The 12326-nt window shown below is 70.0% G+C and carries 12 protein-coding genes; 1 reads left to right on the forward strand and 11 read right to left on the reverse strand.

Annotation, left to right across the window (positions count from 1 at the left end):
• Positions 1-19: 19 nt before the first annotated feature.
• From ODE13_RS11655 to ODE13_RS11700, 10 genes are all read right to left on the reverse strand, one after another.
• Positions 20-1042 carry an ABC transporter substrate-binding protein gene (locus tag ODE13_RS11655; RefSeq protein ID WP_322479429.1) on the reverse strand — a complete coding sequence of 341 codons (1023 nt, stop codon included), beginning with the start codon at positions 1040-1042 and terminating at the stop codon, positions 20-22.
• 62 nt (positions 1043-1104) lie between these two features.
• Positions 1105-1914, reverse strand: coding sequence for an ABC transporter ATP-binding protein (locus tag ODE13_RS11660; protein WP_322479430.1), 810 nt, complete (start codon positions 1912-1914; stop codon positions 1105-1107).
• Positions 1911-3170, reverse strand: a complete 1260-nt coding sequence (locus tag ODE13_RS11665) for an iron ABC transporter permease (RefSeq protein ID WP_322479431.1) — start codon at positions 3168-3170, stop codon at positions 1911-1913. The genes ODE13_RS11660 and ODE13_RS11665 overlap by 4 nt, the downstream gene beginning before the upstream one ends.
• Positions 3171-3225: 55 nt before the next feature.
• The gene (locus ODE13_RS11670) at positions 3226-4623 is read right to left on the reverse strand and encodes a 2-hydroxycarboxylate transporter family protein (RefSeq protein WP_322479432.1); all 1398 of its coding nucleotides are present in this window, start codon (positions 4621-4623) and stop codon (positions 3226-3228) included.
• Positions 4624-4949: 326 nt separating this feature from the next.
• Positions 4950-5624 carry a GntR family transcriptional regulator gene (locus ODE13_RS11675; protein ID WP_322479433.1) on the reverse strand — a complete coding sequence of 225 codons (675 nt, stop codon included), beginning with the start codon at positions 5622-5624 and terminating at the stop codon, positions 4950-4952.
• Between the two features lie 126 nt (positions 5625-5750).
• Entirely contained in the window at positions 5751-6302 is a 552-nt protein-coding gene (hpt, locus tag ODE13_RS11680) for a hypoxanthine phosphoribosyltransferase (protein ID WP_179541550.1), read from the reverse strand.
• An 89-nt stretch (positions 6303-6391) separates the two neighbouring features.
• Complete coding sequence (gene tilS / locus ODE13_RS11685) at positions 6392-7411, reverse strand: tRNA lysidine(34) synthetase TilS (RefSeq protein ID WP_322479434.1); 1020 nt, start codon at positions 7409-7411, stop codon at positions 6392-6394.
• Position 7412: 1 nt separating this feature from the next.
• The gene (locus ODE13_RS11690) at positions 7413-8705 is read right to left on the reverse strand and encodes a zinc-dependent metalloprotease (RefSeq protein ID WP_322479435.1); all 1293 of its coding nucleotides are present in this window, start codon (positions 8703-8705) and stop codon (positions 7413-7415) included.
• Between the two features lie 91 nt (positions 8706-8796).
• Positions 8797-9276: an inorganic diphosphatase gene (gene ppa / locus ODE13_RS11695; RefSeq protein ID WP_322479529.1), complete on the reverse strand. Its 480-nt coding sequence runs from the start codon at positions 9274-9276 to the stop codon at positions 8797-8799.
• 112 nt (positions 9277-9388) lie between these two features.
• Complete coding sequence (locus tag ODE13_RS11700) at positions 9389-10363, reverse strand: F510_1955 family glycosylhydrolase (RefSeq protein ID WP_322479436.1); 975 nt, start codon at positions 10361-10363, stop codon at positions 9389-9391.
• A gap of 78 nt (positions 10364-10441) precedes the next feature.
• On the opposite strand from ODE13_RS11700, the gene ODE13_RS11705 reads away from it, so the two are divergent.
• The gene (locus tag ODE13_RS11705; protein WP_322479437.1) at positions 10442-11005 is read left to right on the forward strand and encodes a GNAT family N-acetyltransferase; all 564 of its coding nucleotides are present in this window, start codon (positions 10442-10444) and stop codon (positions 11003-11005) included.
• Positions 11006-11035: 30 nt separating this feature from the next.
• Here ODE13_RS11705 and ODE13_RS11710 read toward each other — a convergent pair whose 3' ends face one another.
• On the reverse strand, positions 11036-12322 hold the full coding sequence (locus ODE13_RS11710; protein WP_322479438.1) for a DNA glycosylase AlkZ-like family protein: 1287 nt from the start codon (positions 12320-12322) through the stop codon (positions 11036-11038).
• Positions 12323-12326 lie beyond the last annotated feature (4 nt).

The raw sequence follows: 12326 nt of genomic DNA on the forward strand, positions 1-12326 counted from the left end.
GCTGGCGGGTCGGCGTGGCTCAGTCCCCGTACAGACCCTCGGCCACCAGCTCGACGGCGTCGACATTCTGCAGCGAGCCGGGGAACAGGTGATGGTTCGGCACCGGGATCAGCCAATCCTCCTGCACCGCCTGGATCTCCGCGTGGTTCTGCTCGAAGTACTCCCGAGTGGCCTCCTCGTGGGCGGCGTCCTCGACGCCGAAGGTGATCGCCTCGGGATCCCGAGCGGCCAGCTCCTCGGCACTGATCTGCGCGAACACGAAGGAGGAGAACTGCTCCTCATCCGGGGAGAAGACGTTGTCCCCACCGGCCTGGGCGATGATGTCGTACTCCACCCCACCTCCGACCACCGAGATCGAATCGCCCTCCACGTACACCTGGGCGACCGTCAGCGGCTCGGCGCCCTCACTGAGCTGGGCTGCCTGGTCGAGACGCTCCCGGCCGTCGGCGATCAGCTCAGCGGCGGACTCCTCGGCGGCGAAGATCTCCCCCACGTTCTCGATATCGACGAACAGGTCCTCGACGGTCCCCTCTGCGCGCCGCTCGAAGCAGCCGCCGGTGGCGATATAGGGGGCCGCTCCCGCCTCGTCGAGCTGCTCGATGCTGGCGAAGCCCTGATCGGCGCTGAACTCGTAGCTGGTCGGGGCGTACACGAAGTCGGGCTCCACCTGCATGAGTATCTCTCGTGCGGGCGGCATGTCCTCACTGAGCTCCTCGACGCCGTCCAGCTGTGCTCCGATGTCCTCCGGAAGCTCTGACGAGGCGGTCTGGGCGAGGCCGACCATCCGGTCCGCCAGGCCGAGCCGCACCAGCAGCTCAGTCTGTGCCGGGCTCATCCCCACGATGCGCTGGGGAGCGGCGTCGAACTGCAGCTGCTGGCCGCAGTTCTCCAGGGAGACGTCGACGTCGGCGCTCTCCGCGCCGTCCGTCCGGCCCTCCGCGGCGTCGGCATCGGCAGGGTCCTCGACCCCGGACCCGCAGGCGGTCAGCAGCAGGCCCGCGCCCGCAAGGGCCGCGATGGTCGGACGAGTGGTCTTCAGCATGGGTGGGTCCTCGTGGTGTCGGTGTACAGGTGGGTGGTGCCGGTCTTCCCGGCGGGTGTGCCTCAGACCTCGAGGCGGTCGAAGGCCAGGCGGGTCTGCTGCCCTCCGGGGAGGGTCAGGGTGGTGGCGCGGACCCCGAAGGCCCCCCGCACCTGCGTCTCGGTGAGCACCTCTGCCACGGGCCCATGGTCCAGCAGCCGACCATCGGACAGGACCGCGGCGTGGTCGCAGTAGGCGAGCGCCAGGTTGAGGTCATGGACTGCGACCACTGCGGTGCGGCCGAGGTCCCGCACGATGTGCAGCAGCTCCATCTGGAAGGCGATGTCGAGGTGATTCGTGGGCTCGTCCAGCAGCAGCGTGCCGGTGCCCTGCGCGAGCGCCCGAGCCAGCAGGACCCGCTGCTTCTCCCCTCCGGAGAGTTCGGAGAAGGAGCGGGCCGCCAGGTGCCCGGCGCGTGCCGTCTCGAGGCTGCGGACCACCTCGGCGAGGTCGGCGTCGGTGTCGGGGCTGAAGCCGCGATGGTGGATGGAGCGGGCCATCAGCACGATGTCCAGCACTGACTGGCCCATACCGGCGCTGTCCACCACCGTCTGCGCCTCCTGGGACATCACGGCGATCCGGCGGGCCACCTGACGGCGCGGCAGCTGCCACAGGTCCTCCCCGGCCAGACTCACCGTCCCGGCGTCGGGTTTCACGAGCCGATAGGCCGTCTTCAGCAGCGTGGACTTGCCGGATCCGTTGGGACCCACCAGCGCGGTGACCTGACCCGCCGGGGCGGTGAAGCTGACCTCCTCGACCAGCCGCCGGCCGGCGCGCTCCACGGTCACTCCGCAGAAGCGCAGCCCGGCTGCGGGCTCCTCCGCCTCGCTCATGCGCCCGCCTCCATCCGGCCGCGCAGGCTCCGGAGACGTCCGCCCCAGGAGCTCCGCGCGCGCCGGGGGCGCAGCAGCCACAGGAAGAACGGCGCGCCGACGGCGGCGGTGAAGATTCCGATGGGCACTTCGGTCGGAGCGGCGGCGGTCCGTGCCGCGAGGTCCGCAGCGGCGAGGAACAGCGCGCCTCCCAGCACGGCGACCGGGAGCATGAGCCGGTGGTCCGACCCCACCAGCAGCCGTGCCGTGTGCGGGATGATCAGCCCCACGAATCCGATGCCGCCGCAGACCGCGACCACAGAGGCGGTCAGCAGAGCGGCCAGCACCAGGGAGCCGATGCGCAGGGCGTTGACGTTCACGCCCAGTGCGGTGGCGGTCTCATCCCCGGCCATCAGGGCGTTGAGCCCGCGGGCGTTGACTCCTGCGAAGACGAGCACCAGTCCCAGCACGACCGCAGGAAGCATCAGTTGGCCGAACGTGGCCGCCGAAAGGCTGCCGAGCAGGAAGAACATCACCGAGAACACCTGGTGGGCGTCCCCGGTGAGGGTGAGGAAGCTGGTGACCGCGCTCAGCAGCGAGCCCAGCGCGACACCTGCGAGGATCAGCCGGGTCGGGACGACGACGCCGTCCTGCTGAGCACAGAGGAACACGGCCCCGGTGGCGGCCAGCGCGCCGACGAAGGCGGCCACGGAGATCGTGACCCCGCCCAGGGCCGCCGAGCCGAAGGAGATCACCGCGACGGCGCCCAGCCCGGCCCCGGAGGAGACCCCGAGCAGGTAGGGCTCGGCCAGCGGGTTCCGCACCACCGCCTGCATCAATCCTCCGGCCAATGCCAGCCCGGCGCCGCCGATCAGGGCCAGGAGCACTCGTGGCAGACGGAACTGCCAGACCGCCTGGTCCTCCAAGCCGGTGTAGCTGCCGTCGGACATCCACGGCATCCCCGGGATCAGATGCCCGAGGATGAGCCGCCCCGCGTCGATCATGGTCAGACTGATCGGCCCGGTGGAGACCGAGAGGAGCAGGACGCCGATGATCCCCAGCGCCAGGAGGAGCACCACGGCACGCTGGAAGCGCAGCACCCACCGTCGGGTCAGGGCCACCTGACGGGCGACGCCGGTGTCGCCCAGGGCAGACGCGGGGCCTGACGGGGGGAGCCCGTCTCCCACGGGCCCCGCGTCGTCGGCCGCCTGCTCCGCCGTCAGGCGAGACGACGGGGCCCGCGTGGTGGAGGACAGGGCGGGTGGAGACTGGGGCACCCTGTCATACTACGTTATTGCGAACACCTCGCAATAGATTGCTGGCGCGCCCTGCTCAGCCCAGGATCGGGATCAGCAGGGAGACGCTCAGCAGCACCAGCGCCCCACCGATGCGCGAGCTGACCTGGAGGAAGGGCATCAGCTCAAGCCGGTTCGCCGCGGAGACCACGGCGACGTCACCCGTGCCGCCCATGTCCGTCATGCCCATGCCGATGGCCACAGAGGTCTCGGCGAAGTACATCTTCACCAGCCAGCCCAGCGCACCGGACACCAGGATGGCGACGATGACGGCCAGCACCACCAGCACCGGGTAGCGCCAGTCGGAGAGCAGGGCACCGAGCTCGTCGAACTCGAAATAGGTGATGGAGATGCCGACCAGCAGGGCCGGCGTCAGCGTGCTCGAGACGAAGGCGAACCACGTCGAGACGGCGTCCTCGAACGCCTCCGGCACCAGACCGAAGATCTTGATCAGCGCCGCCAGCAGGATCGTCCAGGCGTAGGCGTGGATGCCCGGGACGAACTCGGCCACGAGGGTGCCCAGCAGGAACAGCGTGCAGGCCATGGTCAGACCGACCAGCAGCACGGAGAACGCTCCGGAGGTCGGCTTCGGCTTGGACTTGAACTGATCGGCGCTCCCCTCCACCCGGACGATCTGCCCGTTGCCGTTGAAGCCCAGGAAGAACTGCTGGCCCTTATAGGTGATGCCGTTGAAGATGCCGGCGCAGAAGATGGTCAGCACGTTGGCGATGATCACCGCGGGGATCAGCTGGGCCACGTAGGAGCCGGCGTCCCCACCCATCTGGTCCGCATAGATCCCGGACATCGGCACGATACCTGCACCCACGCCACCACCGATGATCGGCGCCGCGATGAAGAAGACCGACTCGCGCAGCCCGAAGCCCAGGGCGGTGCCGATCAGGCCGATCACAAGGAAGACGGAGACGATGGTGCCCAGCAGCGGCACGGCGATCCGGGCCCCGGCCTTGAGCAGCAGGGCGCGGGGCATGCCCAGGATGGAGCCGGCGATCAGGCTGGCGATGTAGAGGTCGATGAAGCCGATCTGACCGCCGTCGGTGAAGACGTCCATCGTCTCCGCCAGCGACGTCGGGAACAGACCGAAGTGCAGCAGGACCGCTGGAGTGAGGATGCACAGCACCGTCGGGAGGCCGTAGTTGCGCAGCCCCGGGACACGTCCGCCGATCCAGTTCAGCAGCCCGCCGATCAGAATCACCACGGCGAAGCCTGCCAGCATCGATGTGGGCAGCACGCCGAGGGCGGCACAGGCGGCCACGATGGCGAAGAGCAGTGCGAACCAGCCGATGGGCAGCCCCATGATGCGAGTCCAGCTCTCCGGACGCGATATCTCCGCCGTGGCGTCGACGGCAGGCCGGTCCCCTCCCTGGTGTTCGGGCACATGCTGCCCCTCTGTGATCGTACGCGATGTCCGTTCCATCAGTGTCTCCCCATCGTCTTCCGGTCCGTGTGGGCCGACCGGCCGAACTCCTCGGATAGTCCGCTCGCTGCCTGGCGGGTGTCATGTGGGTCACATCATTGTGACGGGGATGACATTAGCGGGGATTTTATAAAATATCAACCTTGGTGATGTGAAGCACCTGAAGGCCATGATCACCGGCTGCTGCCGCGATCCCGGAGTATATGGGGAGGCACCATGCCCGGCTGACGCGCTCCAGCTCCGAGGAGGTGCCGGTCAGCGCGACACGCTGGGCAGCCAGCTGCGACGACGACGGCGTCCAGCCCTGAGGGCTCGACCCTCGGCGATCAGTCCTCGCGAAGGTTCCGCAGTGCCGCCTCACGACCGTGCTCGATGTGCACCCGCATGGCCTCGGCGGCGTCGTCGAGCCGCCCCTCGGCTATCGCATCGACGATGCGGTGGTGCTCCTCGGAGGACTGTCCCACCCGCGAGACTGATCCATAGAGACCCAGGGAGGGATACGGCATGCCGGCCCAGAGCTGGTCGATGAAGCCCGCCAGCAGGGCGTCGCCGCTGAGCCGATAGATCGCCAGATGGAGCTCCTCGTTGCTCTCCACGGTCTCCAGCGGAGTCGCCGCCTCGTCGCAGGCCACCACCAGCTCGTGGAGGCGAGCCAGGTCGTTCGAGGTGGCACGCTCACCGGCGAGCCGGACAGCCATGGGCTCCAGCACGCAGCGCAGACGGTAGACCTGCTCGATGCGCTCGACGGTCAGTTCGGCGATGAAGGTGCCCCGATGGGGGTCATGCACCACGAAGCCCTCGGACTCCAGGCGGTTCAACGCCTCACGCACCGGGGTCAGGCTCATGCCCAGGTGCTCGGAGAGCCGCTTGAGGGTGACCCGCTCCCCCGGCTCGAGATCACCGACGCGGATGCTCTTCCGAAGCGTGGCATAGGCGGCCGCAGCCTTGGAGACCGGCCGCAGGGAGCTCCCTAGGGCCGACCGTGCTCCCGACGATGCCACAGCTCACCTCATCCGATCGACAGCACGACGCAGGCCGCAGCGCAGCAGAGGCGAGCCCTGAGCGGTGTGACGCAGATGACAGTTTATAACATCACGGGTCGGCGGTCCGAGCCGCGCACCCGGGGGTCACTCGTAGACGTGCGGGGCGAGGATGCCCACGCAGTCGAGGTTTCGGTACTTCTCAGCGAAGTCCAGGCCGTAGCCGACGACGAACTTGTTCGGGATGTCCATGCCGACGTACTTGACGTCGATGTCCACCTTGACCGCATCCGGCTTCCGCAACAGGGTGCAGATCTCCACCGAGGCGGGGCCTCGAGACTCCAGGTTGGACTTCAACCAGGACAACGTCAGGCCGGAATCGATGATGTCCTCCACGATGAGCACGTGACGATTCATCAGATCGGCGTCGAGGTCCTTCAGGATGCGGACCACTCCGGAGGACTTCGTGCCGGAGCCGTAGGAGGACACCGCCATCCAGTCCATGGTCACGTGACTGCTCAGCGCACGGGAGAGGTCAGCCATGACCATCACCGCGCCCTTGAGCACCCCCACCAGGAGCACATCCTTGTCGGCATAGTCACGGTCGATCTCCGCGGCGAGCTCCTTGATGCGTGCGTCGATCTCTTCCTTGGTGCAGAGGACCTCGGTCAGGTCTGCAGTGACGTCCTGGGCGTCCATGAGTGCTGATGCGCTCCTCAGTGTGGGCGGTGTCGGGCGGTGCGCCCCGTGCGGCAGATGATCGGTGGACCGGCCTCTGGGCCGGATCCTCAGGGCCCCGGCGCGGCGGCGCCCCGAGGAACGAGCACAAGTTTTCCATAGTCGGGCGAATCATGCGTGCCCCGATGTGCCGTGACGTGACCCTCCAGCTGGATCGGCCCCGCCGAACCCTGCCGTGCCAGCAGCGACTCCACCGCCCGCAGCCGCTCGAAGGAGGGTGCAGACCCGCCCACGGCCACCACCGCCAGGGCGATGATCCGACGCCGCAGCGCCGCCGGCTCGCTCTTCAGCCGATCCAGCGGAAGCCGGAGGCGGCCGGCGTCGTCGGGGTCCTCCAGCAGCACGGCGAAGATCTCCTTGGCCTGAGCGTCGAGGAGATCGGCGTCCTCCGCGGCGATCTGGGCGGTGCGGGCCAGCGCCTCGCGCACTGATGAGGAGAGGTGCTCCTCCAGGTGGGGCAGCACCTCGCTCCGCACCCGGGAACGCAGCAGCCGCGGGTCCTGGTTGGCCGGATCCTGCCAGGGGGTGAGCCCTGCCCACAGGCAGATCGCCTCGGTGTCCCGGCGGCTGAGCCCCAGCAGCGGACGGCGGAACGGGCCGCGCACCGCCGGCATGCCCGCGAGCGAGCGGGTCCCGGATCCGCGCGCCAGGCCCAGCAGCACCTGCTCAGCCTGGTCATCCCGGGTGTGGGCGAGCAGCACCCGGGATGCCCCCGTCTCGGCCATGGCACGGTGGAAGGCCCCATAGCGGGCGCGTCGGGCGGCGGCCTCCGGCCCTTCCGGGGAGTCCTGATCAACCTCGACGGTGAGGCTGCGCAGCGGATCCAGGCCCAAGACGTCAAGCTGCTCCCGGGCGACGGCTGTGACCTCCGCGCTCCTGGCGTGCAGCCGGTGGTCCACCACGACGGCGCCCACCACCGCCTCGCCCCGGCGGTGAAGGTGGGAGGCCGCAACGGCGAGCGCCAGGGAATCAGCGCCGCCGGAGCAGGCCACCAGGTTCGGCCGGTCCGGATCGAGCATCTCGGCCACGGCCCGGCGGGCAGCGCCCACCACCGGGGGCAGGGCCGCCATGTCAGTCCTCGGCGGGGGTCTCGGCGGCGGAGGTCTCGGCGAAGCCCATCCGGGCGACCCACCGGTCAGGATCGTGCAGCTCCTCCTCGGTGGGCAGGTGCTCTGCACTCTCCCAGACCTGGTTGAACCGCTCCATGCCGACGGTCTCGACCACACGGCTGACGAATCGCTGGCCGTCGGTGTACTGGCGGGCCTTGACGTCGAGCTGGAGCAGCCTCCTGACCCAGCGCTCCAGGATGCTGCGGTGCTTGCCCCGGTCCTGGAAACGTCGGCGGATGGTCTTCACGGAGGGCACGATCGAGGAGTCGACGGCGTCCATCACGTGGTTGGCGTGGCCCTCCAGCAGGCTCATCACTGCGGTGATCTGCGAGTAGGCCTCGCGAGCCTCCTCGCTGCCGATCAGCTCGATGAGGCGGTTGCGCGGAGGCCCGCTCGCGCCGCCGTGGGCCTGCGCGTCACGGGAGCCGCCGTCACCGGAGCCGCCGTCAGAGGATTCGCCGTCGTCGCCCGCTCCTGACCCGCCGCTCTGGTCCTCGCCACGCTGCTGCAGCTCCTCCTTCAGGTGGCGCAGAGCCTCGGCGAGCCGATCCCCGAGCGAGTCGGCCGCTCCGAGGGTGGAGCTGGAGAGCGTACCGATCAGCCCCAGCAGATGCTCGGGCAGCCAGGGGGCCGCGGCGAACTGGACCCGGTGGGTCTGCTCGTGGAGACACACCCAGAGCCGAAAGTCAGCGGGCTCGAGGTTGAGCTCCTGGCGCAGCATCACCACATTGGGGGCCACCAGCATGAGCCGGCCCCCCGCGGGGGCGAAGGGGTCGAACTGGCCGAGCACGTTCGCCGAGAGGAAGCCCAGGACCGCGCCGAGCTCCGTGCCGGCGACGGCCGAGCCGAACACCTGGGTGCTGCTGCCGGGCCTGACCATCTCCGGCTTGGCGGCGACAGCCTCCTCCAACGCAGGGGTGAGCAGACGGCGGAAGGATGCGGCGTTCGCCTTCGCCCAGGTGGCACGGTCGACGATGAAGGTGTCCGAGTTCCCGGCCTCCGAGCCGGCGCCGAGCCCGGCGGCGGCCTCCAGGCCGGTGATGCGGTGGACGTGGTCCACACTGGCGTGGGCGGCGTCGCGCAGCGCGGCGACCTCCGCGGCCGCCTCGCGGGCGGACAGCCGCGGCCCGGGCGGGACGAGCCGGGCGGCGGACTGCTCGGCGACGTCCCAGGCGATGAGCAGGTCAGCGGGGGACTCTGCGGGGCTTCCGTCGGCGGGGTTTCCGGTCGACGGCTCTGCGACGGTGTGCTCCATGGATCCATCACACCACAGGTGGGCGGCACGGGGCAGGGCGGAACAGCCGGGCCTGCGGCCCTTCCCCCGCACCAGCTCAGCTGAGCCCGGGTCAGCTGCCGTAGCGCTCGATGCTGCGCTGCAGCTCGGCCTCGGCCGCCTCGCGGCCCTCCCAGCCCTCGATCTTGACCCACTTGCCGGGCTCGAGGTCCTTGTACCGGGTGAAGAAGTGCTCGATCTCCTGCTTGAGGAACTCGCCGAGGTCCTCCAGCTCCTGGATGTGGTCGAAGCGCTTGTCATCCGGGACGCAGACCAGCTTGGCGTCACCGCCGCCGTCGTCGGTCATGTTCAGCACGCCGATCGGGCGGGCCTCGACGACCACGCCGGGGATCAGGTCGATCTCCGGGATGTAGACCAGCGCGTCCAGCGGGTCGCCGTCCTCGCCGAGGGTGTCGTCGAAGTAGCCGTAGTGGGTCGGGTACTGCATGGAGGTGAACAGCACCCGGTCCAGACGCAGGCGGTGGGTCTCGTGGTCGATCTCGTACTTCACCCGGGATCCGGCGGGGATCTCGATAGTCACATCGCGGGTCAGCGCCACAGGGGCCTCCTTGGGAAGAGCGTGGAATTCTCGAAGCCAGCGTACACAGAACCTGACGGCGACGTGTGCACACAGCCACGCCGTCGGTGGAGCTCGTGAGCCCTGCTCACTCCTCGTGGACAGCCTCGAAGGTCTCCCCGGCGTCGCTGCTGTGCAGCACGGCCCCTTCGACGGCCACCCACAGCTCATCCTCGTCCACAGCGTGCACCGCCTCCGGGTAGCCCTCCGGCAGCGTCGCGGAGCCCTGTGTCTCCTCCCAGGTGGCGCCGTCATCGTCGCTGCGATGCAGACCACCGGCAGGATCCAGGCCGTAGAGCGTGCCGTCGGCCGCCCAGTCAACCGCCAGCAGCAGCGGGGCGTCCTGCAGGGCAGCGAAACTCTGCCCGCCGTCTCTGCTGAGGACGGGCCCGTCCGGGGTGGTGCCGAGCACCGAGTCCGGGTCGCGGAGGTCGACGGCGACCCCGGCCATCGCCGGAGCCTCAGGAGACTGCCAGGTCTCGCCGCCGTCGTCACTGACCATCAGCTGGTCCCCGCCGGTGGCGTCCACGCCGTAGACCCGCTGCCCGGCAGCATCCAGCGCATGGAAGTCCGCCTCCCCGCCCAGGGAGACCTCCTGCCAGGTGGCACCGCCGTCAGAGGACTCGATGAGCCCGAGGTTCGACGGCGCGTCCTGCCCCTGGCCCGGGTGCCCGCTGGCGAGCAGCCGCCCCTCGTCCACCACGGTGAACCCCATGAAATCCTGCACCTCGGAGAGGCGCTCCGGTGCGCCGTCGTCGAGCCGGAAGAGCCCGTAGTGGCTGGCGATCAGCAGCGCGCCGTCGGAGGGATCCACCCCGAGGCCATGGATGTGCTCCATATGGGCCCCCGCATGGGCCTCCCCGGCGGACTCGTCGCCCTCGGCCGGGGGCTGGTGAGCGTCGTCATGGGTGCCCTCGTCGCCGTCGCCGAGCACGGAGAGCAGGATGACGGCGAGGATCAGTCCCAGCAGCACGGCCACTGCGACCCACCGCCAAGCCGACTTCCCCGGGACCCGACGGCTCCGATCCTCGCCGGATCGCTCCTGCAGGGGGCTGCGTGGCATGGACTTCCTCACTCTGATCTCTGGACAGCACAGCAGATTTCTACGCAGTGTAGTAGAAGGGAGTCCTACACTGGGGCCGTGACCACACAGGAGCTGCCCACCCTGCTCACCTCCCGACTCCGGCTGCGCACTGTGGCCGAGGACGACGTCGCCCACGTGCGGGACATGTACTCCCGGCCCGAGGTCACCGAGTTCATCGGCACCGCCGACTGGGTGGAGACCACCCGCGAGCAGGCCCTGAGCCGCATCGCCCGGTATCGTGCCGCGGCCGGCACGGCCACCGGCATCTGGCTGATCGAGACGCTGGAGCAGCACCGGCCGGCCGGGTTCGCGCTGCTCAAGCCCATCCCCTGGTCGAGGCACCTCACGGCACCGGACGACGGCACGGCGCCCGAGCCGCCTCAGGATCTGGAGATCGGCTGGCACCTGCACCCGGACACCTGGGGCCAGGGCTATGCCACGGAGTCCGCCCGCGCGCTGCTCGCCCATGCTCGGCGCCACCGGCTCGACCATCTGGTGGCTGTCACTCACCGGGAGAACCTGGCCTCGCAGCGGGTGGCCACGCGGATCGGGATGACCCACCGCGGCATCACTGATCGCTACTACGACACCACGTGTGAGCTGTTCACCATCGAGCTGTGAGCGTACGGACCCGGCAGACCGCGCGGAAGGTCACCCCGGCATCTCCAGCGTGACGCCGAGCTGCCGCGCCAGGGTCCTGCCCGCTCCACGGGCACGGGGCACCAGCACCCGCCGGGGCACCCCTGCCTCCGGGAAGATCTCGTTGATGCGCAGCTGATCACCCACCCGCTGGATGTCCACCCGGCCGATCATCCGTCCGCCGGAGAGCACCCCCATCACGTAGTGCCCGTAGACGCGCTTCGCCCGCGGGACATAGGCCTCGAAGAGATAGTCGAAGTCGAAGACCCGGCGCGCCCGACGGCGGTCGCGCAGCAGCGGGTCGAAGGGACCGATCAGGCGGGCCTCCCGCGGCTCGCCCCAGGTCTCGCGCGCCCCCGCGTCCGACGCTGCCCCAGGGGAGACGTCGACGGCGGAGTGGGCGGACGGCGCGGCCACCACCCCCTGGGCTGAGGGGTCCGGCAGCACGCCGTCGAGCAGCTCCGGGAGGCAGAAGGCCTGGTCCCGCCCGGTGGCGCCCGGCCAGCCCGGCACCTGCACCGGCGCCAGCCCCGCCTGCTCGATCCCGACGGCGGCATCCTCCGCGGGGAGGTGGTAGTGGTGGGCGAAGTCGGCGCGAGTCATCACCGCCAGGTTCGCGGCGGCCCGACGGGCCAGTGCGGCCAGCAGCTGCTCGTCAGGGAGGTCCTCCGCCTGACGCACCGCCTCCGGCAAGGCCCGCTCGGGCAGGTCGAACAGCCGCGTGGTGCCGTCGCGGGCGGTGATCACCAGGTCTCCGGTGCGCACCATCAGTTCGGCGGTCTGCTTCACCTGCGTCCAGTTCCATCCCGTGGTCCGCTCCCCGGAGCCCACCTGGGACTCGATGGTGCCGATCTGCACCCCGCCGGGTGCGGCGGCCACCACCTGGCGGATCTGTTCGACCACTCCTGCCGGCAGCTGGGGCCGGTGGCCGCTGGCGTGGCGTTCCCGCCGCAGCCGCAGCAGCGGCCAGTCCTCAAGGGGGAACACGCAGGCGACCTTCGTGAAGGACTCGAAGGAGGCCACCTGCCCGTCCGGCCAGAGGGAGGAGTCGACGTCGTCGGCGCGGGACGTGCGCGGCAGTCGGGTCAGGCTGGTGAGCCGCTGAGCAGTGGAGACACGCATGAGCGGATCCAGCTGGATCAGGCCGATGTCGCGCAGGACGTCGGCGGCGTCGGAGGCGAAGGCGCTGTCGAGGCGTTCGCCGCCGGCCCTCGAACCGCCGTCGGGGGCACCCGCGGCGGGCGGGATGCGCTGCGCGGCTACCACGGCGCGTCGCACCCAGTCGCGGTGCACTGTCACGGGA

Origin of the sequence: Nesterenkonia sp. HG001, from assembly GCF_034438835.1 — a bacterium.
Lineage (GTDB): Bacteria > Actinomycetota > Actinomycetes > Actinomycetales > Micrococcaceae > Nesterenkonia > Nesterenkonia xinjiangensis.